Raw genomic sequence first — 22,090 nt, 5'->3', positions numbered from 1 at the left:
AAGAAGACGCACATGCTGCTCATCTCCTGCCCCAACTGCGGCTCCCGTGACGAGACCGAGTTCCACTACGGCGGCCAGGCCCACGTGCCGTACCCGGAAAACCCGAACGAACTCAACGACCGCGAATGGGCCGAGTACCTGTTCTACCGGGACAACACCAAGGGCGCCTTCGCCGAGCGCTGGCTGCACAGCACCGGCTGCCGCCAGTGGTTCAACATGCTCCGCGACACCGTCACCTACGAGATCCAGGCGATCTACCCCATGGGCACGCCCCGGCCGGATGCAGCGGGCCAGGTGACCCGTGAGACCGGCACCGCCAGCCTCGCCCCGGACAGCACCACCACTGGAACCGCGGCACCCAGCACCGCTGCAACCAGCATCGCCCCAAGCACAACCTCCGCCAGCACCACCGCCCCGGAAGGAGCAACCAAGTGACTTCCCAGAACGCCCGCCTCGCTGCCGGCGGACGCATCGACCGCACCATCTCATGGCGTTTCACCGTGGACGGCGAGGAATTCACCGGCCACCCCGGCGATACCCTCGCGTCGGCCCTGATCGCCAACGGCCGGATCAGCGCCGGCAACTCCCTCTACGAGGACCGGCCCCGCGGCATCATGTCCGCCGGTGTGGAGGAATCCAACGCGATGGTGAAGATCGCTGCGCGTTTCCCCGGTGACGTGGCCGAATCCATGCTTCCGGCCACTACCGTCACCCTGGTGGACGGCCTGAAGGCGGAACTGCTCAGCGGCCTTGGCAAGCTCGACCCGGCCGAGGACCGCGCCGAGTACGACAAGAAGTACGTCCACACCGACGTCCTGGTGGTGGGCGGCGGTCCCGCCGGCCTGGCCGCGGCCCGTGAAGCGGTCCGCTCCGGCGCCCGCGTGATGCTGCTGGACGACCAGCCCGAGCTGGGCGGGTCCCTCCTCTCCGGGTCCACGGCACCCGGGCTGGCCGAGACCATCGAAGGCAAGCCGGCGCTGGAATGGGTGGCGGACGTCGAAGCCGAGCTCGTCTCCGGCGCCGAGTCCACCGTCCTGAACCGCACCACGGCCTTCGGCGCGTATGACGCCAACTACGTCATCGCCGTGCAGAACCGCACCGACCACCTGTCCTCCCCCGCCGCCCCGGGCGTCTCCCGGCAGCGGATTTGGCACATCCGTGCCAACCAGGTTGTGCTGGCCCCCGGCGCCCACGAGCGTCCCCTGGTGTTCGAGAACAACGACCGCCCGGGCATCATCCTCGCCTCGGCCGTCCGCACCTACCTGAACCGCTACGGGGTGGCCGCCGGCCGCCGCGTGGTCATCAGCACCACCAACGACAGCGCCTACGCCGTGGCCGCTGACCTGCGCGCCGCCGGCGTCAAGGTTGCCGCCGTCGTGGACGCCCGTCCGCAGCTCACCGCCGTGGCTGCTGCCGCCGTCGAGTCCGGCACGCGGGTGCTGATCGGCAGCGCCGTGGCCAACACGTCTTCGCAGTCAGCAGACGGCCGCGTGGACGGCGTCACCGTCCGCAGCATTAACGACGACGGCGAGCTCACCTCGGGCGTCGAACAGATCGCCTGCGACCTCCTGGCCGTCTCCGGCGGCTGGAGCCCGCTGGTCCACCTGCATTCCCAGCGGCAGGGCAAGCTGCGCTGGGACGACGAGCTGGCCGCGTTCGTGCCCAGCACCGTGGTCCCCAACCAGCAGACCATCGGCTCGGGCCGCGGCAGCTTCGAGTTGGGCGACTGCCTCGCCGAGGGCGTCGCCGCCGGCGCTTCCGCAGCCATCGCTGCCGGGTTCAGTTCCTCAGTCGAACCCGCCCCACTCGCCGAGCCCAAGGCCTCCGCTCCCACCCGCCAGCTGTGGCTCGTCCCCGGCGAGACCGGAACCCCGGACGACTGGCACCAGCACTACGTCGACTTCCAGCGCGACCAGTCCGTGGCTGACGTGCTGCGGTCCACCGGTGCCGGCATGCGGTCCGTGGAGCACATCAAGCGCTACACCTCCATCAGCACCGCCAACGACCAGGGCAAGACCTCAGGCGTCAACGCGATCGGCGTCATCGCCGCCGCGCTCCGCACCGCAGGAGAAGCATCCCGCGGCATCGGCGACATCGGCACCACCACCTACCGCGCTCCGTTCACCCCGGTGGCATTCGCGGCACTGGCCGGACGCCAGCGCGGCGAGCTGTTCGATCCCGCCCGCAAGACCTCCATCCACCCCTGGCACGTGGCCAAGGGTGCCCTGTTCGAAGATGTAGGGCAGTGGAAGCGGCCCTGGTACTACCCGCAGGACGGGGAGGACATGGACACGGCCGTGCTGCGCGAGTGCGCCGCCGTCCGCGAATCCGTGGGCTTCATGGACGCCACCACCCTGGGCAAGATCGAAATCCGGGGCAAGGACGCCGGCGAGTTCCTCAACCGGATCTACACAAACGCCTTCAAGAAGCTCGCCCCGGGCTCGGCCCGCTACGGCGTGATGTGCATGGCGGACGGCATGATCTTCGACGACGGCGTGACCCTGCGCCTGGACGAGGAGACCTACTTCATGACCACCACCACCGGCGGCGCCGCCAAGGTGCTGGACTGGCTGGAGGAATGGCTGCAGACCGAGTGGCCGGAACTGGACGTGCACTGCACCTCGGTGACCGAACAGTGGAGCACCATTGCCGTGGTCGGACCCAAATCCCGCGCCGTCCTCGCGAAGGTGGCCCCGGAACTGGCCGCCAACGGCGGACTGGAAGCCGAAGCCTTCCCGTTCATGACCTTCCGCGAAACCACCCTGGCCTCCGGCGTCCGCGCCCGGATCTGCCGGATCTCCTTCTCCGGTGAACTTGCCTACGAGATCAACGTGCCGTCCTGGTACGGGCTGAACACCTGGGAAGCCGTGGCCGCCGCCGGGGCCGAGTTCAACATCACCCCCTACGGCACCGAAACCATGCACGTGCTCCGCGCCGAGAAGGGCTACCCGATCGTCGGCCAGGACACGGACGGCACCGTCACCCCGCAGGACGCGGGCATGGAGTGGATCGTCTCCAAGGCCAAGGACTTCATCGGCAAGCGCTCCTACGCCCGGGCCGACGGCCAGCGCGAGGACCGCAAGCACCTGGTCAGCGTGCTGCCCGTGGACGGGACGCTGCGGCTGCCCGAAGGGACCCAGCTCGTTGAAAAGGGCCGTTCCACCAACCCGGCCTACGGACCGGTCCCGATGGAAGGCTTCGTCACCTCCAGCTACCACAGCGCGGCGCTGGGCAGGTCGTTCGGCCTGGCCCTGATCAAGAACGGCCGCAACCGCATCGGTGAAACCCTCGTGGCTGCCGCCGGCGACCAGCTGGTGGACGTCGTCGTCGCCGAAACCGTACTTTTTGACCCCGAAGGGACCCGCAAAGATGGCTGAAACAGCAGCACCCGCAACCTCCTACGAGAACAACCTCTCACTCCGCGTCAGCCCCGCCGCCCAGCTCCGCGCAGACTTTGAAACCGGCTCCGTCCCGGGCGTGGCGGAGATCAGCGAAGTGTCCTTCCTGACCATGGTGGGCCTCCGGGTCAGCCGTGACAGCGACGCCGGACAGCGCATCGCCTCCGTCACCGGCGGCCTGCCCGCAGCGTGCGGCGGCGTGGCCGGCACGGGTGATACGTCCGTGCTGTGGCTCGGGCCCCAGGAGTTCCTGGTGGTGGCACCGAGGGAAGCCCACGAATCCCTCGGCGGCAGCCTGATCCAGGCGCTCCGCGAAGCGCTCGGGGACGGCGAAGGCCAGGTGGTGGACCTCTCCGCCAACCGCACTACGTTCGAACTCACCGGCCCCCGGGCCCGCGCCGTCCTGGAGAAGGGCTGCTCGCTGGACCTGCACCCGCGCGTGCTGAAGGCCGGAACGGCGCTCTCGACGGAGGTTGGCAACATCCCGGTGGTCCTGTGGAAGACCGGCGACCAGAGCTATCGGATTTTCCCCCGCGCCTCGTTCGCCGATTTCCTGGGCCGCTGGCTCCTGGACGCCATGCGCGAGTACGCATCCCCTGAGGTCCCCTAAATGGCACTCAGCGTCCTGGACCTGTTCACCGTTGGCATCGGGCCGTCGTCGTCACACACGGTCGGCCCGATGCGGGCGGCGAAGCTGTTCGCCGACGGGCTCAAGGGCGACGGGCTCCTGAGCTCCACCCGGCGCGTGCAGGCCGAACTGTTCGGCTCGCTGGGCGCCACGGGGCGGGGCCACGGCTCGGACAAGGCCGTGGTCCTGGGCTTCAAGGGCCTGGACCCCGAAACCGTGGATACGTCGACGGCCGATGACCAGGTGGCTGCGGCCGCCCTCGACGCCGAACTGTGGCTGGGCGGCGACCACCGGGTGGACTTCAACTGGGACGAGGACGTGGTCCTTCACCGGCGGAAGTCCCTCCCGGCCCACCCCAACGGCATGACCTTCCGGGCCCTGGACCACTCCGGGGCTGTCCTCAGCGAACGGAGCTTCTACTCGATTGGCGGCGGCTTCGTGGTGGACGGGGATGCCGACGCCGGCGACCGCGTGGTCGCTGACGCCACGGTCCTCCCCTACCCCTTCAGCACGGCGGACGAGCTCCTGGCGATCTGCAGCCGCGAAGGCATGTCCATCTCGGACGTCATGCTCGCCAACGAACTGGTGTGGCGGACCGAAGCCGAGCTCCGGGAGGAACTGCTGAAGCTGTGGGCCGTCATGCGCGAATGCGTGGACAACGGCTGCGCCGCGGAAGGAATCCTTCCGGGCGGCCTCAACGTCCGCCGCCGCGCGCCGTCGTTGTTCCAGACCCTGACGGCGGACACCGGCGTGACCGATCCGCTGCGGGCCATGGAGTGGGTGAACCTGTTCGCCCTCGCCGTGAACGAGGAGAACGCAGCCGGCGGCCGGATCGTCACCGCGCCCACCAACGGCGCGGCGGGCATCGTCCCGGCGGTGCTGCACTACTACGTGAAGTTCGTCCCCGGCGCCAACGACGACGGCGTGGTCCGCTTCCTGCTGGCGGCGGCCGCCGTCGGAATCCTGTTCAAGATCAACGCCTCCATCTCCGGCGCCGAGGTGGGCTGCCAGGGTGAAGTGGGTTCCGCCTGCTCTATGGCAGCCGCCGGGCTCTGCGAGGTGCTGGGCGGAACGCCGGCACAGGTGGAGAACGCCGCCGAGGTGGGCATTGAACACAATCTGGGCCTGACGTGCGATCCGGTGGGCGGGCTGGTGCAGATCCCCTGCATCGAGCGCAACGCCATCGCCAGCGTCAAGGCCATCAACGCCGCCCGCCTTGCCCTGCACGGCGACGGCAGCCACAAGGTATCCCTGGACAAAGCCATCAAGACGATGCGCGAGACGGGGGCCGACATGAAAACCAAGTACAAGGAAACCTCCCGAGGAGGACTCGCCGTGAATGTGATCGAGTGCTGAGCCATGACTGCCATTGAGACTGAAACTTCCCGTTCCGCGCCGGTGACCACGGTGGAGCATGTCCTGACGCTGGACTGCAGCGAGTCGCCGGGCATCGTCCACGCTGTGTCCGGCTTCCTGCTGGAGCACGGCTGCGACATCATCGACAACCAGCAGTTCGGCGAGCGTTCCGAGAAGCACTTCTTCATGCGGGTGCATTTTGTGTCCGACGGCGATGCCTCCACCGTGGACACCCTGCGGACCGCGTTCGGTCCCGTTGCGGAGAAGTTTGGGATGCGCTGGCGGCTGGAGCCGCACGGCTCCAAGCGGCGCGTGCTGATCATGGTGTCCAAGTTCGGGCACTGCCTCAACGACCTCCTGTTCCGGGCGCGGATCGGCGAACTGCCGGTGGACGTGGTGGCTGTGGTGTCCAACCATATGGACCACCAGGCTTTGGTGGAGTGGCACGGGATCCCGTTCTTCCACGTGCCCGTCACCGCCGACACCAAGCCTGCGGCAGAGGCGCGGCTGCTGGAGCTGGTGGACGAGTTCGATGTGGAACTTGTGGTGCTTGCCCGGTACATGCAGGTGCTCAGTGACAACCTGACCCGCAAACTCGACGGGAAGGCCATCAACATCCACCACTCGTTCCTGCCCAGCTTCAAGGGCGCCAAGCCCTACCACCAGGCCTACGCCCGGGGCGTCAAAACCGTCGGCGCCACGGCGCACTACGTCAACAGCGAGCTGGACGAGGGTCCGATCATCTCCCAGCAGACCGTGGAGGTGGACCACACCTACGGGCCCGAGGACCTGGTTGCGGCCGGCCGCGACACCGAGTGCAAGGCCCTGTCCAACGCGGTCCGCTGGCACTGCGAGGGCCGGGTCATCCTGCAGGGCAACCGCACAGTGGTCCTCCGCTGACCCGCCCTCCCCACCCGATCCTCTCTCACTTAACGCGGGGTTCCGGGCGATCCTCTCTCACTTAACGCGGGTTTTGACGGGACGCTCTCTCACATTCGGGGAGCATTGCCGTAGCTGTTCCTGGAGCCCCCATACCGACCGGGGATCAAGGACTACAGTGGATGCATGGCTGCCAGCCGCAATCCGCTCGACGACCTGCGCGAAACCATCGGCCGCCTGGCCGATCAGATCAAGCTGCCCGGTTCTGAGCGCGTCGACGACCTGGTCGGCGATCTCATCACTGCAAGGCCCGGGCCGGCCCGGGCCTTGTCGGAAGTGCAGGCCGAGCTCGACGCGCTGGTCGGACTGGAGACAGTGAAGGAACAGGTGCGGGCGCTCGTCGCACTGCTCCAGGTCCAGGCCCGCCGTAAGGCGCACGGCCTGCCGGAGGTGGCCACGTCACAGCATCTTGTGTTCCTCGGAAACCCGGGCACGGGCAAGACCACCGTGGCGCGGCTCCTGGCCGAGATGTACCGCGCGGTCGGTCTGCTGCAGAAAGGCCATCTGGTCGAGGTGGACCGTTCGGGGCTGGTGGGGCAGTACGTCGGCACGACCGCCATCAAGACGGACCGGGTGATCCGGCGTGCGCTGGACGGCGTCCTGTTCATCGACGAGGCCTACGCCCTGGCCCCGGAGGACGGCCGGATGGACTTCGGCCCCGAGGCGATCGAGGTCCTGCTGAAGCGGATGGAGGACCACCGCCACCGCCTGGTCGTGATCGTGGCCGGGTACCCGCGGCTGATGGAGTCCTTCCTGCTTTCGAACCCCGGACTGCGCTCCCGGTTCGCCCGCGAAATCACGTTCCCCGATTACTCCGTCGACGCCCTCCAGACGATCTTCCACCGGATGCTGGCCCAGCACGAGTACAGGCTGGAGCCGGGTGCGGACCAGATGCTGCGCCGCATCTTCACCGGGCTCCACGCGGGCGAGGACTCTGGCAACGCACGGTTCGCCCGCACGCTGTTCGAGCAGGCGCTCAACCGTCAGGCGCTGCGGCTGTCGCGCGACGAGGAACAAAGTCTCGACGCGCTCGATCGTGAGGCCGTCATGACGCTCACCGCGGACGACATCGTCGAGGCCGCACTGGCCTTGGGCGAGGAGCCGGAACCGGAACCGGAACCGACGCCGGTACCGGAGCAGCCACGCTGGTGGCGCTGGCTGGTCTGATCCCATCTGCGGCGGCAGTGCGGCTGTCAGGCGAGCCCGGATGCCTGGGGGTGGTCAAGCCAACTGTTCCGAAGGGCCCGTTTGATCCGCTGTACTGCGCGCTGAAATTCGTCCGCAAGATCATCCTTGTCGAAGACCAGGACGGTCCAGCCGGCGGATTCGAAGGCCCTATCCCGCCTCCTGTCGCTGAGGATCTGTGCGTCACCGAGGTGATGTCCGCCGTCGTACTGGATCGCAAGGCGGCGATGACGGTAGCCCAGATCGGCCGACGGCGACCGCGCGTCTCCCGCGCGCAACGGCACCTGGAGTCCGGGCTCAGGCAGCCCGGCGTCAGCGATGGCCAGACGAAGCAGCGATTCCGGCGCGGAGTCTGCACCCACACGCATCAGATCCAGCGCCTCACGGGCGCGGACGATGCCTTGAAGATTCGGGTGGCGGCCGACCAGCACCCGAAGGCCCGCGATGGTGTCATAGGGCTCCGTCCTTCCCTCAAAATCCACCCGCGGGATCCGGATCAGCTGGTCACCCATGCTGACCAGGTCATGGAGCGGCAGCACGCGTGCCAAGTCGAGCCAGGTGCGGGACCGCGTGCTCAGGCGGATGCCGTCGACAAGTTCGATCTCATCTTCGCGTGCCAGCACGGTATGGCCGAACACGCCCTTCCGGCGGACTGATGGCAGCGAACGCGGCTTGCTGAGGTGCAACTCCGTGGAATCGGCAAGCCACGGAGGCAATACCAGACATCGAAGCCGGGCCGCGGTCACATGGGAGATCCAGGCTCCCGGCGACGCGGCGGACAACACCCTGGCCGCGCCCTCCAAATCAAAGTCCCAGGCCGCAGGACGGTACAGGCCGCGGCCCACGTTGACCACATCCTTGCGGCGAAGCCTGCTTAGCGGGACGCCGGAAGCCATGGCTGAGCTGAAGGTGAAGGGAGCCGCTGCCAACGGCAGGGGCAGAACTTGCTTTCGCATGCTGGCATTGTGCCCCGAGACGGCAGGACGCTGCAGAAGTTATCCACAGGCCTGCCGTCGGGGTGCTGGAGGTGAAAGAGGGATGCCCGAAAACCCGCATCAAGTGAGAGAGGATCACCGGAAAACCGACATCAAGTGGGAGAGCGTCCTATTTGGGCTGCAGGGCGGCGAGGCGGGTGGCCAGGTGCAGGGCAGCGAGGCGTCCGGTGCCGCGGGGATCCCCGCCGCACAGGGAGAAGATGCGCTGCATTCGCTGGTGCATGGACTGCCGTTCAAGATGAAGGTCCCGCGCGGCCTGTGCAGTGTTGCAGCCGGAATCCAGCCAGACCCGCAGCGTCTCCACCAGCTGTGAGTGCCGCTGGGCGTCGTGCTCAAGAACGGCGCCCAGTTGCTGGCGGATGAAATCCCGCCGAACGGGCTCATCCATTGACTGGACCGCCAGGCGCTCCACGGCGAACGCCTGGGCGTCAAACACCCGCCGGGGAGAGATTGCTCCTGACCTTCCGCGCCCGACGTCGGCAGCAAGTTCCAGCGTGAGCCTCGCCTCGGACAGGGACCACGGGGCGGCCGCTATCCCCGACGCGGCGGGGCCGACGGCACTGACAGTCCCCTCGGGCACGTCCAGCGACTGCAGGCCGTCCACGATCTTCTGGCGTTCCACATAAGGATTGGCGGAACGGAGGACCGCCAAGGCGAGAAGCTCCGCGTTGTCCGCGTAGCTGGCGCTGTACTGCCCGCCCGGGTCCAAAAGGTGCTCCACGCTTCTCCGAAGCTCCTTGGAGGCCGGGGAACGGACAACCACCGCCACCACCCGCGCAGACACTGGAATTCCCGCGGCCGGACCCAGCTCCTGGAGCCGCCAGTTCTGCTTGCCGGAATCTATCGCCCGGATCAGGGCCGCGCCCGCCAGCTCCTTCAGCCCGGGAGGCATCCGCTGCAAAAGAGCCAGGGAAAGAATATCCACGGACCGGTTCCCGGCGATCCTCGCCAGGTTCACATCCGCGTCCTCGCGGACATGCAGGGTCAGCCGGGCAGATGGGATCCCACGCACCGGAACCTCGACGTGGACCGTTCTTTGGTGGTCCGGGGCTTCGTCGGCCGAAGCGACGTGCGCAGGTGCATCGGAGTCCCCTGCAGGTTCGGCGCTGGCCAAGGTGATCCCGGCTGTGGAAATCAACTCCACTTCCGCGCCCGTTGCAGCAGCAAGGACGCCCAGAATCCTGTCCAGGCTACTCCCGTGGGCGAGCTCCACCGCCATGGCGTGGCTGGCCTGGTCGGCCTGCTGCAACTGGGCGGCCGACTGGCTGACGAGCTGCGAGTTGATCGCTTCCATGACCGCAACGAAAGGGACCACGCGGCGCAGCTCGATCAACGGAAGCCCGGCTTCCTCGGCTGCGGAAACCATCGAGGAGGGGATGGAAGGCAGGACGCTTCCCGTCTCGACGGCGAGCGCCGCCACCCCGCGCCTGGCAAGGTCCCGAATGTAGCCCGTCCGGCGCTCATCGGAGGCCGCGGCTAGGGCTTGGCCGCCCGTAAGCAGCAGTTCACCGCCTCCGAGCAGCGAAGCGATGTCCAGGACTTCGCTTGAGTGGACCCAGCGGAGCTGCGTGCGGGGAACAGCGCCGGCCGCAGCCCGGACCACCGGTTCGGCAGCAGTGAGGGTGGGATGTTTCAACACATCCTCCAAGCGGACTGGCATGACACTCCGTCGCGTTTAATCGGAAACCTAAAGACACATTGTAGATGGTGCGTGTGGCGCCCGACACATAATCTTGGAGAACTCCCATCCCCTCAACGAAGAGGCTTCGATGCAACAACAACCCACAACGCCAGGAATCGAGCAGTCCGTCCACGCGGAAGACGTCGAAGCCTGGCTCCAGCCAATCCCCGAGTCCCAGCGCACACGCAAAGTTTCAGGCCAGTTCTGGATCTGGGCGGGTGCCAACCTCGCACCGATCAACTGGGTATTGGGTGCCCTCGGAATCCACCTGGGGCTGGGTTTCGCGGACACCGTGACCGTCCTGGTGCTGGGCAACCTGATCGGCATGCTGCTCTTCGGTTGCTTCGTCCTCCTCGGCCAGAAGACCGGAGCCACCGGCATGGTCCTGGCCCGCGCGGCGTTCGGCCGGCGGGGCAACTACCTCCCGGCAGCCATCCAGGCACTCCTGGTCATCGGCTGGTGCGCGGTGAACACCTGGATCATCCTGGACCTGGTCATGGCGCTCTTCGGAACGCTCGGCTGGGTGGATCCCACAGCCCATAACTACGGCTGGAAGATCGGCGTGGCCACAGCCATCATGGCCGCCCAGGTAGCCATTGCCTGGTTCGGCTACAAGGCAATTGCCGCCTTCGAAAAGTGGACAGTACCGCCCACCATCATCATCCTGGCGGTCATGTCCGCCGTGGCCTGGTTCGGCATGAAGATCGACTGGGGCTACGCCGGCCCGGCAGGCAACATCCTGGAAGGCTCCGAGCGGATCGCCGCCATGAGCGCCGTCATGACCGCCATCGGCATCGGCTGGGGGATCACCTGGTTCACCTACGCCGCGGATTACTCCCGCTTCGTGAGCACCGAAGTGCCCAAAAAGAAGGTCTACCTCGCATCAGTCCTGGGCCAGTTCATTCCCGTCGTCTGGCTGGGCATCCTGGGTGCGAGCCTGGCCACCAACAGCGGCGAAATCGATCCCGGAAAGCTGATCGTCCAGAACTTCGGGGTCCTCGCCCTGCCCGTCCTGCTGATGGTGCTGCACGGCCCCATCGCCACGAACATCCTGAACATCTACACCTTCTCGGTGGCCACCCAGGCGCTGGACATCACTATCAGCCGCCGCAAGCTCAACCTGTTCGTCGGCGTCTTCTCACTCGCCGCCGTCGTCTTCTTCATCTTCCAGGAGGACTTCGCCGCAGTCCTCGACGCGTGGCTCATCGGCCTGGTGGCCTGGGTGGCTGCCTGGGGCGGCGTGATGCTGGTGCACTACTTCTGGATCGACAAGCGCTGGCCCGGCAACCCCGAAAGACTGTTCGACGGCGTCGGCACCAGGCGGCTCCCCGGCGTCAACTGGGCGGGAGTGAGCTCCCTCCTGGTGGGCATCTTCGCCACCTGGCTGTTCATGTACGGGCTCGTTCCCGCGATGCAGGGCCCCATGGCCGTGGCCCTGGGCGGCTGGGACCTGTCCTGGCTGGCCGGCGGCCTTGCAAGCGCCGCCAGCTACGCCATCCTCGGCCCGAAGGTGCACCGCAGGTTCATTGAGCAGGCTCCGTCCACAACTGCCGCCCACCATCTGCCCACCGAACTGACAGGCGCCGCGGCCCAGCCCGGCACGCCCGCAGCCCTCTGAAACGCAGGATCCCACCATGACTGAAGCATTCCCCGACTCCGCCCACCCGATCACCTGGCCCGAGGGCAAGCGTGCCGCAGCATCCTTCACGTTCGATGTCGACGCAGAATCCTGCACCATCTCCCACGATCCCAAGAGCACAAGCCGCATGTCCCTGATGACCCACCAGTCGTACGGACCCAAGGTTGCCGTCCCGCGGCTGCTGCAGATCCTCCAGCGGCAGGACATCCGCGCCACGTTCTTCGTCCCCGGCTTCACGGCCGAGTGCTACCCGGATACCGTCCGGCGGATCGTGGACGCGGGGCACGAGGTGGCCCACCATGGCTACCTGCACGAGCCCATGAAGGGCATCAGCGCCGAGGCGGAGGCGCGGTACATCGACCGCGGGCTCGAGGCGCTGGCCAAGGCCGCCGGAGTGGAGCCGGCAGGCTACCGGGCGCCGTGGTGGGAACTGAACTGGCACTCCGCCGGCCTCCTGGCGGACCGCGGGTTCCTCTACGATTCAAGCCTGCTCGACGGCGACGCCCCCTACCGCTTCAGCGTCGCCCCGGGCGACTCCCGGGACATTGTGGAGATTCCGGTGGACTGGGCGCTGGACGACTGGGAGCAGTACGCCTTCTACCCGGGCGTGACAGGCAGCGGCGTCATTGAGAGCCCCGCGAAGGTCCTGGAGATGTGGACGCTGGAGGCCGAGGCCCACCACGCGCAGGGCAGCTGCTTTGTCCTCACCAACCATCCCTTCATCTCCGGCCGGCCCTCCAAGGCGGCAGCCCTGGAACGGCTGATCGAACGGGTCAAGGGCCTGGACGGCATGTGGGTGGCCACCATGGAAGAGATCGCCGAGCACACCCGCCGGACAGTCCGGGAAGTCCACACCCACGCCCGGATCGAGGTGCCGGGCTTCCCCGACACCGGCGCCAGGTTCACGCCGTCGGCCGTCCGCGAGTCGTGGCCGGTGGCTGCCGCCGGCTGAAGCCGCACAGAGCCGGACCACTATGAGGAGTGGCCGCGGCCCGCCAGGGGCAGCGGCCATTCCTCCTGTGCAGGACGGCACTTAAAGGGCGCTGACGTGGGACGACTAAGTGATGGTTGACTCTCCTCCCCGCCAGGCCGAAGCTTTGGGAATGACAAACGAACCCGAAGTGCGGGCCCTCATGGCTGTTGTCGACCGGCTGGCGGAGCGCTTCCCCGAGGAACCGCGCTCCGTCATCGAAAACGTGGTCGCCGAAGAACACCGCGTCCTCGATGACGGCCCTATCCGGGATTACGTGCCGGTCCTCGTGGAACGGGCTGCGAGGCTCCGGCTGACCCAGCATTAGCGGACCTCGCCCCATCGGCACTCCACTCGAGTCGGGAGCAGGTTGAACCGCCCCCGCGGCCGGGAGTCCGTTTCTAGGCCGTCTGCCGGTGATGATCCGTTGACCGCATGCGGACCGCCACCACGACGCCGGACGCCCCCGTGACAGCGCCGACGACCGCGACCGCCGCGGGGATCCCGTAGGCGTCGGCGAGGACGCCGGCAAGGAGGGCTCCGACGGCGAAGCCGCCGTCGCGCCACAGACGGTAGATTCCCACTGAGCGAGCACGCCATTCCGGGTGTGCGACGTCGCTGACGGCGGCGAGCAGGGTCGGGTACACCATGGCCGTTCCGGCCCCGAGGAGAACGACGGCGGCAAGCCAGATCCCGAAGTCCTGGCCGACGGCGATCATCGCCAAGGCGACGGCCTGCAGGAGCATACCGCCGACAATCAGCCATTTGCGGCCGTATTTGTCCGACAGTGCCCCGGTGACGAGCTGGCCTGCGCCCCAGACCGCAGGGTAGACGGCGGCAAGGATGCCGATCTTCTCGATCGTGAGTCCCGCGGCGGCGAACAGGACGGGGAAGAGTCCCCAGGCGAGGCCGTCGTTGAGGTTGTTGACCAAGCCGGCCTGGCTGACTGAAGACAGGGATCTGTCCCGGAAGCTGGTCAGGGTGAAGATTTCCCGGTTGCTCAGCCTCCCGTGGGCGCCGGCATGGGCGGAAACGTGGTTCGCGGCCTCCAGCCGGGCGTGGTCCCGGGTTTCCTTCACAGCAAAGACCGAGAGGCCCAGGCCCAAGGCAATGTAGGCGGCGCCGAGCAGGAACGGACCCGGCCTCAGCCCGTAAGCGGCGGCGATGTACCCGGTGGCCAGGGCGGTGGCGGCCACGCCGAGATAGCCCGCCGCTTCGTTCAAGCCCATGGCAAAGCCGCGCCGGGACGGTCCGACGAGGTCCATTTTCATCACGACGGCGGTGGACCAGGTCAGGCCCTGGCTGACGCCCAGGATCACGTTGGCCGCGACGATCCACGCCCAGGAGGTTCCGAATATGAGCATCAGCGGCACCGGCAGCGCCACAAGCCAGCCGGCGACCAGGACCGGTTTGCGGCCGTAGCGGTCCGAGAGGGTGCCGGCGAAGTAGTTGGTGCCGGCCTTGGCCACGCCGAACGCCAGGATGTAGGTGAGCGCGGAGGTATAGAGGTCCAGATGGAAGACCTGCCCTGCCAGCAGCGGAAGCACCGTGCGTTCCTGGCCGAGGGTGCCGCCAACAAGGGCGTTGACGGCGACCAGGAGCATGAACTGGGCCAGGTTCTGCCGCAGGCCCAGCGTGGTCACGTCCCGGATGCCCATGGCGCACGGTCCTTCCGTGCCGGTGGTGAACCGGCAATAGGCTGGCATTCCAAGAAAACGTGGAATAGTATTTGTTCCAGTATTACATGGATCTCTGGAGGACTAGAGTGGGCGACAAGGCAAGGAAATCTGAACTCTTTGAGGAGTTCGCCCGGGTAGGCAAGGCTCTGGCCAACGGCAAGCGGCTGGAACTGCTGGACCTGCTCAGCCAGGGGGAACGGAGCGTGGAAACCCTGGCCGCCGCCGCCGGGCTGGGGTTAAGCACGGCCTCGGCGCACCTCCAAACCCTTCGACAGGCCGGGTTGGTAACCACCCGGCGGGACGGCAACCGAATCCACTACGACCTCGCCGGCCCCGACATCCTGCGGCTCTACAGCCTGCTTCGATCCGTTGCGCAGGAGCACGTGGCCGGCGTCGAACCCAAACGCGTCGCTTATCTGGAACTTGGAGATCGCCGGGGAGATGAGGAGGAAATTAGCCGCGAAGAGCTCCTCGCCCGCGCCCGGGCTGGAACCGCAACGGTCCTCGACGTGCGCCCGGACGAGGAATACAACGCCGCCCATATCCCCGGGGCCATCTCCATCCCGCTGGAGGAGCTCAGCGACCGGTTGTCCGAACTGCCCGGCGACCAAGAGGTCGTGGCCTATTGTCGGGGCGCCTACTGCGTCCTTGCCTACGAAGCCGTGGCCCTGCTGCACGCAGCCGGCCGCCGTGCCCGGCGCCTGCACGAAGGAATGCTTGAATGGCGCATCGGCGGCCTGCCGGTCGAGGCAGGCTCGGCCGCCTAGAAAACCGCGCGCGCAGGCGCCTCCCTCGTGACCAAGGACCCTGTTCGCCGGACGCTCCACAGGCAATGGTGAAAGCAAGCAGCAGTCACAACTACAGAAAGGGAGGTCCGGGCATGATGTACGGATGGTACGGCGACGGGGGAATCGGCGGCTGGGTGGCCATGGCGCTAATGATGCTGCTGTTCTGGGGAGGCGTGGTGACGGTGGTCATCCTCCTGATCCGCGGCGGGCAGCCCGGCGCCTGGCGATCCTACGGGCCCCCGCACGACGATCCTGAGCGGATCCTCAACGAACGCTTCGCACGGGGGGAGATTGACGCCACCGAGTTCAATGAACGCCGCGCCGTGCTGAGACGGAACCCGTGAAAACCCGGTCCCTCAGGGGGCAGGTCCTGCTCGGTATCCTCGCGGCCCTTGTCCTGACGGCCGCATCCATGACGGCCATAGTGTTCATGAACGGCGGGGTGGCACCGGGCGGCTACGGATTCCCTGGAACCTCCCGGTGCACTCCGCCCAGGCTCCCGGGCGCGGTCATCCATGTCACGGCATCCGATATGGGAGGCCCCATGATGGGCGGCCGCGGGATGATGCGGCGCAGCATGCAGCTGACCGCCGACCGGTCCACCGTGACGCGCGGCGAGGTGTCCTTCCTGGTCACCAACGCCGGCAATATCCCTCATGAAATGATGATCATCCCGCTGGCGGACACCCAGGTCGCCGGAACCCGCCCGGTCGGCCGGGACGGGAAAATCGACGAGGCCGGCAGCCTGGCCGAGGCCGCCGCCACCTGCGCCGAAGGCGAGGGCAACGGAATCCTCCCGTCCGCTGCCGGATGGATCACCCTTGACCTGAAGCCCGGAAGATATGAACTGTTCTGCAACCTGCCGGGCCACTACTGGGCCGGGATGTACACCCAGCTGACCGTCACCTAAACCGGCAAACGGTCCCTCAGATGGCCGCACGTAACGGCGGCTGCGCGGGGTGACCGGAGCCGGCGGCACCCGGATCGGCGGCTATCGCGCGACCTGTAACCGCGTAAAGGAGGGCCTGTGAGCAGCGCCGAAGTCGATCACCTCGTCGTCGCCGCGACCAGCCTGGAACAGGGCGTGGCCTGGTGCGAGGCCACGCTCGGCATCACGCCCGGGCCGGGTGGCAAGCACCTGCTGATGGGCACGCACAACCGGGTGTTCAGCATCGCGTCGGCTGCGTTCCCGGGCGCGTACTTCGAGATCATCGCGATCGATCCGGAAGCTTCGCCGCCAGCGCGCCGGCGCTGGTTCGGCCTCGACGATCCGGCACTGCAGCAGCGCATCAGCGATGCACCGCGCCTGGTGCACCTGGTGGCGCGCACCCGCATGCTCGGCCTGCACCGAGAAGGTCTCGTCAATGTCGGGATCGACCCGGGGCAGCCGCTGGCCATGTCTCGCGAGACGCTGCAGGGGAGGCTGGCCTGGCAGATCCTGGTGCGCGACGACGGCGCATTGCAGCTCGGCGGCGCGTTACCGACTCTGATCCAGTGGGACGGCACGCATCCCACCGCGCGCATGGCGACCAGCGGCGTCGCGCTGCGCGAGCTGCAACTGGGCGGCCTGCCGCCGCCGGTGCGCCAGCTGCTGGCGCTGCCTGGCGTGGCATATGCCGCGGCCCCGGCGCTGCGCGCCGTGCTGTCCACGCCGCTGGGCTACGTGACCTTGGACACGGGCTGACCACACCCCGTTACCACCGCCGCCGGGCTGCGGCGGGTCCTCAGCGAGCTCCACTCATCAGGGCTGCGTAGGCAATCCCGCCGGGGCCCCGGAAGACGTCCCGCGACGTTTCTTGACGCCGCGCTACGTCCTGTTGAGCGTTCGCGACCTTCCGTGAACGCCCGCTACGGGAATGATTGTGGCGCTGCCGGGTGCTCCGTAATCTCGTCTCAGCATCCGCCCCAGCAAAGGAATTCCCAGTGTCAGACCCCTCGAACAAGAGCCCCCGGAGCCAGCCGGGCTCCACCCGCATCGTGGCCGGACAGTCCGCCGCTCCCAGGCGTTCCCTCGGCCAGAAGATCGGGATCGGCGCTGCGCTCCTCGCCCTGGTGGGCGGAGGTACCGCCGTCGCCGCGGCGGTGAACAGCGGCGGCACTCCCGCTGCCGTGCAGGAAACCGCCCCCTCCGGCAACCCCGCTGCCGAACTGAAGCTTGGCTACTTCGGCAACGTCACCCACGCCCCCGCCCTGGTGGGCGTCAGCCAGGGCTACATTGCCGGCGAACTGGGCGACACCAAGCTCAGCACGCAGGTGTTCAACGCCGGGCCGGCAGCCATCGAGGCCCTGAACGCCGGCGCCATCGACGCCACCTACATCGGCCCCAACCCCGCCATCAACTCGTACGTCAAGAGCGGCGGCGAGTCGATCAACATCATCGCCGGCGCTGCCGCCGGCGGCGCCCAGCTGGTGGTCAAGCCGGAGATCAACTCCGCGGCGGACCTCAAAGGCAAGACCCTCGCCTCCCCGCAGCTCGGCGGCACCCAGGACGTTGCCCTCCGCGCCTGGCTGGCCTCCCAGGGCTACAAGACGAACGTGGACGGCAGCGGCGACGTCGCCATCAACCCCACCGAGAACGCCCAGACCCTGAAACTGTTCCAGGACGGAAAGCTCGACGGCGCGTGGCTGCCTGAGCCCTGGGCCTCCCGCCTGGTGCTGACCGCCGGCGCGAAGGTCCTGGTGGACGAGAAGGACCTCTGGGACGGCTCGCTGTCCGGCAAGCCGGGCGAGTTCCCCACCACCATCCTGATCGTGAACCAGAAGTTTGCCGCAGACCACCCGGACACCGTGAAGGCTCTCCTGAAGGGCCATGTGAAGTCGGTCGAGTGGCTGAACGGGGCAGCCGACGGCGAGAAGGCCAGTGTCATCAACGCCGCACTCAGGGAAGCCGCCGGCGCCGAGCTGAAGGCCGACGTGATCGACCGGTCGCTGAAGAACATCGTGTTCACCGTGGATCCGCTGGCCGGAACCTACCAGAAGCTCCTGGCTGACGGCGTGACCGCCGGAACCACCAAGCAGGCGGACATCAACGGTATCTTCGACCTGCGGGCGCTCAACAGCGTGTCCGGCGAGAAGACCTCGGCCGCGGGGCTCGGCAAGGACTAGGTCCCCAGCCAACACGCTCTCTCACTTAATGCGCCATCCTGGCCAGCGCTCTCTCACTTTCCTTTAGAAAGTGAGAGAGCGCTGGCCGTTTAAGCGCATTAAGTGAGAGAGCGTCGCAGTCTGCAGGTATCAGTTAGGGATACTTGATCGGAGCAACTGATGATCCGGCCTAATCCTCCGCAGGCACCCCGTTCAGCTCAGCCCGGGTCGGCGGGTTTGCGCCCGGCCGGGACACCGTGACAGCGGCGGCCTTCGCTGCATGGGCCAGGAGTTCCTCCAGCCCCTCCGCCGGGAGTTCGCGCAGGTCCTTCCGGTTCTGGGCTCCGTCCAGGCCGCGGTCCACCAGGCCGGACAGGAGCGCGGCCATGAAGGAATCGCCCGCGCCCACGGTATCCGCCACCACAACCTTGGGAGCCGGCACCTGCGCCTCGCCCGCCCGGCACACCCCCCAGGGCCCTTCGGCGCCGCGCGTAACCACCACCATCGCCGGCCCCTCCTCCCCGCCAAGGGCCAGCCACTTGCGCGCCGATTCCAGCACATCCTGCCCTGGGTAGAGCCAGGCCAGGTCCTCATCCGAGGCCTTCACCACGTCGGCGAGGGACACGAACTTTTCCGCGTGGCGGCGGGCATAGTCAACATCGCTGATGATGCTGGGCCGACAGTTGGGGTCGTAGCTGATGGTGGCGTGCGGGTGGGCGAATTCGACGGCGGCGAGCACCTCGGTGGCGCCCGGCGCCAGCATTGTTGCTATGGATCCCGTGTGCAGCAGGGTGGTTCCCTGCAGCATGAACGCGAGCCGGTCGGCGATGCCGGGGAGCTGCCAGGTGAGGTCGAACGTGTAGGTGGCGGCGCCGTCATCGTCAATCAGTGCGGTGGCCACGCTGGTGGGCAGGTCATCCGGGCCCATGGGAAGCATCACGGAGCTGGCGCGCAGGTGCGCCGCGACGGAGTCACCGTAGGCGTCCCGGCCGTATCGCCCGATGAACTGCACCGGGTGGTCGAGGCGGGCCAGGCCCACTGCGACATTCAGGGGGCTGCCGCCTACATGGGCTTCGATTCCGGAGGCGCGCTGGACAACGTCAACGAGGCCTTCGCCAATAACTGTGAGCATGCTCATACTCTGCCAGAGGAGAGGCCGGCCGGCACGTTGCTAAGCACGATGACGCTCAGCCCAGTGCAGCAACTCCCCCACCAGCTCCCGGCACTTCGCGTACGCCTCCGTTGATGGATCGATCAGTGCGAAGTGGTCCCCCGGCACCATGACCAGCCGCGCGGGAGCCGGCCCGGATCTGGCCGCCTCCACGTAGGACGCTGACATGCCCAGCGGCACGTCGGCGTCGTCCGTTGCATGCACGGCATAGACGGGGACGCTCAGCGGCAACGCGGCCATCGGGTCCGCGTACCTGTGCCGGCCGGGGAAGTCCGACGACGGCCCGCCCAGCAGGTTGGCCACGGCACCATCGCTGAGGTTCAGTTCCTCCGCTGCCGCGAGGTTGAGCACGCCGGACTGGCTGACCACGCCGGCGAGGCGGACGCCGTCGGGGCTGGCGCCGGCCTCGCGGTGCTCGGCCTCCAGCCCCAGGCGGCCCAGGCGGTCCCGGCCCGCCGCCCACACTGCGAGATGCCCGCCGGCGGAATGGCCCAGCGCCACCACCTTGCCCAAATCAAGGGCGTGGGGCCCTGCGAGCTCCCGGAGCTTGTCGATGCCTGCAAGGATGTCCGAGAAAGTGTGCGGCCAGCCCCCGCCGTTGCCCGCCCGGCGATACTCGAGGTTCCACGCGGCGAACCCGTGCCCGGCAAGGTCCGCGGCCAGGGGCTCCCCCAGTTCGGCACCGTACTTTGACCGCCAGTAGCCGCCGTGGATCACCACCACCACGCCGCGGTGGGCCGCCCCTTTTGGCATTTCGGGAAGGAACAGTTCGCCCCACTGGCTGGGGTCATCGCCGTAGTGATACCTATGCCGCTTTGCCATCTGCCGAGCGTACCGCGCAGTGCATTGCCGGGCCTCAACACAGGCCATTGCCGGACGGGCAGCACAGTGCCACTCTGGGTGGACCTTACCTCCGTTCCACCGACCGAAAGGATCGGAAAAATGCCGCTCTATCTGTCAAGGTTCAGCTACACGCCGGAGACCTGGGGCCGGTTGATCAACAACCCGGAAGACCGGCGGAAAGCTGCCCAGGCGTACATCGAATCGGTGGGCGGAAAGCTCCATGGGTTCTGGTACGCCTTCGGCAGCCACGATGGCTACAACCTTTGGGAGGCGCCGGACAACGTGTCCATGGCGGCGGTGGCCCTGGCCATCAGCGGGGGCGGCGCCCTGAGTTCATTCGAAACCACGGTACTGATGAGCGTCGAGGAGACCATCGAAGCCCTGCAGAAGGCGGCCGAGATCAAATACCAGCCTCCGGGCGCCTGAGGACCTCACCCGGCACGCCTCCCCTTCATCGAATGCTCCGTACCGGCCCTTTTGGCGCGTGAAAACGGCAGGTACGGAGCAGTCGATGGAATCGCAAGCCGGCGCCGGGCAACGCGGTGAAGGAGCGACGGCGGTGCGCGGATCACGGCCGGGCCTCCGCCGTAAGCTGGAACCATGCCGAGTCATTGGGACAGCCTGGATGCGAGCCTCCGCGAATCCGTGGAGCAGAACGTGGAGATCTATGAGCGGGTCCGCCCTGCCCTGAAGCTGGTCACCCGGGATGTCCTGCTGACGCTTCGGGACATGCTCAAGGACTCCGAGGTCACGCCGCTGTTCGTCACGGGCCGCACCAAGACCGTGGAATCGTTCAAGGAGAAGATCTCCCGGATCGAGCAACCCCTGGAGCCGGGCGCGCCCCCTGTCCTCAAGTTCCCTGACCCGTTCCGGACCCTGAATGACATGGTGGGCATCCGGGTGATCACCAAGCTGCCCGCAGAGAATGCCCTGGTGGCCAACATCATCAAGCACCAGCGGCAGCTCTTCGATTGCCGCGGGGACCGGGAAAAGGACATCGGCTCCATCGAATCGGGCACCTACGGGTACTCCAGCCGGCACCTGATCCTGCGCACCATCCAGAACGAGGCCGTCAAGGAGTACCAGTCGGTCTTCAACCCGGATGCGGTGCCCAACGGCAGCTACTTCTTCGAATGCCAGATCCGCACCATTTTCGCCCACGCGTGGAGCGAGATCGAGCATGACATCCGGTTCAAGGCCGAGGACCCGCGGGCCTGGACACCCCACTTCGACCGGCAGTTCACGGCCACGGCCGCCATGCTGGAAACAGTGGAGACCGCGTTCGCCGACCTGCACGAGCGCTACGAGGAAGTCCGCGGTTTCTGGGATGCCGACGGCGAAGGGGCGGCACCGCTGACGCCCAACCGGATCCGCGACGTGTGGCGCACGCTGCTTCCGCACGTTGACCGCAAAGTGGACGATGACTGGGGCTGGGCGGCGGAACTCCTCGCAGCCCACGGCCTGAACCAGACCATGCAGCTGGCCGGGCTGCTCAGCGCCAACCGGATCACCGAGGTCCGCAAGGCACTGGACCACCGCTACTCCCCCGGTCCCGACCGGCTGCTCGACGACCTGCTGCTATGGCAGTACGGCACCAGGCACATCGACCTCACGGCAGAGGCGGCCGAGGCCGTCCCGCACCCCCGGCGCGACAGCCTGATGCGGCGCCTGAGGCAGATCGAGCGCTACCGGCTCACCAAGAAGTAGGGCTCGCCCCCTGCCTGTCGCGCAGAC

The 22,090-nt window shown here is 67.5% G+C and carries 21 protein-coding genes; 16 read left to right on the top strand and 5 right to left on the bottom strand.

Annotation, left to right across the window (positions count from 1 at the left end; all coding sequences use genetic code 11):
• The first annotated feature begins 12 nt into the window (after positions 1 to 12).
• From SMD14_RS00975 to SMD14_RS00950, 6 genes are all read left to right on the top strand, one after another.
• Complete coding sequence (locus SMD14_RS00975; RefSeq protein ID WP_157239897.1) at positions 13 to 435, top strand: sarcosine oxidase subunit delta; 423 nt, start codon at positions 13 to 15, stop codon at positions 433 to 435.
• Positions 432 to 3,377: a sarcosine oxidase subunit alpha family protein gene (locus tag SMD14_RS00970; protein ID WP_321214994.1), complete on the top strand. Its 2,946-nt coding sequence runs from the start codon at positions 432 to 434 to the stop codon at positions 3,375 to 3,377. The genes SMD14_RS00975 and SMD14_RS00970 overlap by 4 nt, the downstream gene beginning before the upstream one ends.
• Positions 3,370 to 4,008, top strand: coding sequence for a sarcosine oxidase subunit gamma family protein (locus tag SMD14_RS00965; RefSeq protein WP_321214993.1), 639 nt, complete (start codon positions 3,370 to 3,372; stop codon positions 4,006 to 4,008). Before SMD14_RS00970 ends, SMD14_RS00965 begins: the two co-directional genes overlap by 8 nt.
• Entirely contained in the window at positions 4,009 to 5,382 is a 1,374-nt protein-coding gene (locus SMD14_RS00960) for an L-serine ammonia-lyase (RefSeq protein WP_157239901.1), read from the top strand.
• Between the two features lie 3 nt (positions 5,383 to 5,385).
• Complete coding sequence (gene purU, locus SMD14_RS00955; protein WP_321214992.1) at positions 5,386 to 6,282, top strand: formyltetrahydrofolate deformylase; 897 nt, start codon at positions 5,386 to 5,388, stop codon at positions 6,280 to 6,282.
• 165 nt (positions 6,283 to 6,447) lie between these two features.
• Complete coding sequence (locus SMD14_RS00950) at positions 6,448 to 7,488, top strand: AAA family ATPase (protein ID WP_321214991.1); 1,041 nt, start codon at positions 6,448 to 6,450, stop codon at positions 7,486 to 7,488.
• A 26-nt stretch (positions 7,489 to 7,514) separates the two neighbouring features.
• On the opposite strand, the gene SMD14_RS00945 is transcribed toward SMD14_RS00950, so the two are convergent.
• A complete protein-coding gene (locus SMD14_RS00945) occupies positions 7,515 to 8,462 on the bottom strand; it encodes a DUF559 domain-containing protein (protein ID WP_321214990.1) in 948 nt (315 codons plus the stop codon).
• Positions 8,463 to 8,610: 148 nt separating this feature from the next.
• On the bottom strand, positions 8,611 to 10,161 hold the full coding sequence (locus tag SMD14_RS00940; protein ID WP_321214989.1) for a PucR family transcriptional regulator: 1,551 nt from the start codon (positions 10,159 to 10,161) through the stop codon (positions 8,611 to 8,613).
• 109 nt (positions 10,162 to 10,270) lie between these two features.
• Here SMD14_RS00940 and SMD14_RS00935 point away from each other — a divergent pair, with 109 nt between their 5' ends.
• The 3 genes from SMD14_RS00935 to SMD14_RS00925 all read left to right on the top strand — a co-directional run bounded on the left by SMD14_RS00935 (position 10,271) and on the right by SMD14_RS00925 (position 13,119).
• Positions 10,271 to 11,800 (top strand): cytosine permease, encoded by a 1,530-nt coding sequence (locus SMD14_RS00935; RefSeq protein ID WP_321214988.1) that lies wholly within the window; start codon positions 10,271 to 10,273, stop codon positions 11,798 to 11,800.
• Positions 11,801 to 11,816: 16 nt separating this feature from the next.
• On the top strand, positions 11,817 to 12,773 hold the full coding sequence (locus tag SMD14_RS00930) for a polysaccharide deacetylase (protein WP_157239912.1): 957 nt from the start codon (positions 11,817 to 11,819) through the stop codon (positions 12,771 to 12,773).
• A gap of 151 nt (positions 12,774 to 12,924) precedes the next feature.
• Positions 12,925 to 13,119, top strand: a complete 195-nt coding sequence (locus SMD14_RS00925) for a three-helix bundle dimerization domain-containing protein (protein ID WP_157239914.1) — start codon at positions 12,925 to 12,927, stop codon at positions 13,117 to 13,119.
• A gap of 73 nt (positions 13,120 to 13,192) precedes the next feature.
• Here the strand turns inward: SMD14_RS00925 and SMD14_RS00920 are convergent, their stop codons facing one another.
• Positions 13,193 to 14,449, bottom strand: a complete 1,257-nt coding sequence (locus SMD14_RS00920; protein WP_321214987.1) for an MFS transporter — start codon at positions 14,447 to 14,449, stop codon at positions 13,193 to 13,195.
• A 107-nt stretch (positions 14,450 to 14,556) separates the two neighbouring features.
• On the opposite strand from SMD14_RS00920, the gene SMD14_RS00915 reads away from it, so the two are divergent.
• The 5 genes from SMD14_RS00915 to SMD14_RS00895 all read left to right on the top strand — a co-directional run bounded on the left by SMD14_RS00915 (position 14,557) and on the right by SMD14_RS00895 (position 18,363).
• Entirely contained in the window at positions 14,557 to 15,237 is a 681-nt protein-coding gene (locus tag SMD14_RS00915; RefSeq protein ID WP_321214986.1) for a metalloregulator ArsR/SmtB family transcription factor, read from the top strand.
• Between the two features lie 113 nt (positions 15,238 to 15,350).
• A complete protein-coding gene (locus SMD14_RS00910; protein WP_321214985.1) occupies positions 15,351 to 15,602 on the top strand; it encodes an SHOCT domain-containing protein in 252 nt (83 codons plus the stop codon).
• Complete coding sequence (locus tag SMD14_RS00905) at positions 15,599 to 16,168, top strand: sulfocyanin-like copper-binding protein (protein ID WP_321214984.1); 570 nt, start codon at positions 15,599 to 15,601, stop codon at positions 16,166 to 16,168. The genes SMD14_RS00910 and SMD14_RS00905 overlap by 4 nt, the downstream gene beginning before the upstream one ends.
• A gap of 117 nt (positions 16,169 to 16,285) precedes the next feature.
• Positions 16,286 to 16,942 carry a VOC family protein gene (locus SMD14_RS00900; RefSeq protein ID WP_321214983.1) on the top strand — a complete coding sequence of 219 codons (657 nt, stop codon included), beginning with the start codon at positions 16,286 to 16,288 and terminating at the stop codon, positions 16,940 to 16,942.
• 239 nt (positions 16,943 to 17,181) lie between these two features.
• Positions 17,182 to 18,363: an ABC transporter substrate-binding protein gene (locus SMD14_RS00895; RefSeq protein WP_321214982.1), complete on the top strand. Its 1,182-nt coding sequence runs from the start codon at positions 17,182 to 17,184 to the stop codon at positions 18,361 to 18,363.
• Between the two features lie 169 nt (positions 18,364 to 18,532).
• On the opposite strand, the gene SMD14_RS00890 is transcribed toward SMD14_RS00895, so the two are convergent.
• Positions 18,533 to 19,474 carry a carbohydrate kinase gene (locus tag SMD14_RS00890; RefSeq protein ID WP_157239921.1) on the bottom strand — a complete coding sequence of 314 codons (942 nt, stop codon included), beginning with the start codon at positions 19,472 to 19,474 and terminating at the stop codon, positions 18,533 to 18,535.
• Positions 19,475 to 19,513: 39 nt separating this feature from the next.
• Entirely contained in the window at positions 19,514 to 20,335 is an 822-nt protein-coding gene (locus SMD14_RS00885; RefSeq protein ID WP_321214981.1) for an alpha/beta hydrolase, read from the bottom strand.
• A gap of 120 nt (positions 20,336 to 20,455) precedes the next feature.
• Here SMD14_RS00885 and SMD14_RS00880 point away from each other — a divergent pair, with 120 nt between their 5' ends.
• A complete protein-coding gene (locus tag SMD14_RS00880) occupies positions 20,456 to 20,782 on the top strand; it encodes a GYD domain-containing protein (RefSeq protein ID WP_157239925.1) in 327 nt (108 codons plus the stop codon).
• Between the two features lie 174 nt (positions 20,783 to 20,956).
• Positions 20,957 to 22,063, top strand: coding sequence for a GTP pyrophosphokinase family protein (locus SMD14_RS00875; protein ID WP_157239927.1), 1,107 nt, complete (start codon positions 20,957 to 20,959; stop codon positions 22,061 to 22,063).
• Positions 22,064 to 22,090: the final 27 nt, after the last annotated feature.

Source organism: Pseudarthrobacter oxydans, from assembly GCF_034258515.1.
Classification (GTDB): Bacteria; Actinomycetota; Actinomycetes; order Actinomycetales; family Micrococcaceae; genus Arthrobacter.
Note: the sequence above shows the minus strand (reverse complement) of the source record. Positions and strands in the feature narration are given on the sequence as shown.

Coding starts and splice junctions, on each gene's coding strand:
- SMD14_RS00920 (WP_321214987.1), bottom strand. CDS start 14,449: ATGGGCATCCGGGACGTGACCACGCTGGGCCTGCGGCAGAACCTGGCC.
- SMD14_RS00885 (WP_321214981.1), bottom strand. CDS start 20,335: ATGGCAAAGCGGCATAGGTATCACTACGGCGATGACCCCAGCCAGTGG.
- SMD14_RS00940 (WP_321214989.1), bottom strand. CDS start 10,161: ATGCCAGTCCGCTTGGAGGATGTGTTGAAACATCCCACCCTCACTGCT.
- SMD14_RS00875 (WP_157239927.1), top strand. CDS start 20,957: ATGCCGAGTCATTGGGACAGCCTGGATGCGAGCCTCCGCGAATCCGTG.
- SMD14_RS00945 (WP_321214990.1), bottom strand. CDS start 8,462: ATGCGAAAGCAAGTTCTGCCCCTGCCGTTGGCAGCGGCTCCCTTCACC.
- SMD14_RS00935 (WP_321214988.1), top strand. CDS start 10,271: ATGCAACAACAACCCACAACGCCAGGAATCGAGCAGTCCGTCCACGCG.
- SMD14_RS00960 (WP_157239901.1), top strand. CDS start 4,009: ATGGCACTCAGCGTCCTGGACCTGTTCACCGTTGGCATCGGGCCGTCG.
- SMD14_RS00975 (WP_157239897.1), top strand. CDS start 13: ATGCTGCTCATCTCCTGCCCCAACTGCGGCTCCCGTGACGAGACCGAG.
- SMD14_RS00880 (WP_157239925.1), top strand. CDS start 20,456: ATGCCGCTCTATCTGTCAAGGTTCAGCTACACGCCGGAGACCTGGGGC.
- SMD14_RS00950 (WP_321214991.1), top strand. CDS start 6,448: ATGGCTGCCAGCCGCAATCCGCTCGACGACCTGCGCGAAACCATCGGC.
- SMD14_RS00925 (WP_157239914.1), top strand. CDS start 12,925: ATGACAAACGAACCCGAAGTGCGGGCCCTCATGGCTGTTGTCGACCGG.
- SMD14_RS00930 (WP_157239912.1), top strand. CDS start 11,817: ATGACTGAAGCATTCCCCGACTCCGCCCACCCGATCACCTGGCCCGAG.
- SMD14_RS00910 (WP_321214985.1), top strand. CDS start 15,351: ATGATGTACGGATGGTACGGCGACGGGGGAATCGGCGGCTGGGTGGCC.
- purU (WP_321214992.1), top strand. CDS start 5,386: ATGACTGCCATTGAGACTGAAACTTCCCGTTCCGCGCCGGTGACCACG.
- SMD14_RS00890 (WP_157239921.1), bottom strand. CDS start 19,474: ATGCTCACAGTTATTGGCGAAGGCCTCGTTGACGTTGTCCAGCGCGCC.
- SMD14_RS00965 (WP_321214993.1), top strand. CDS start 3,370: ATGGCTGAAACAGCAGCACCCGCAACCTCCTACGAGAACAACCTCTCA.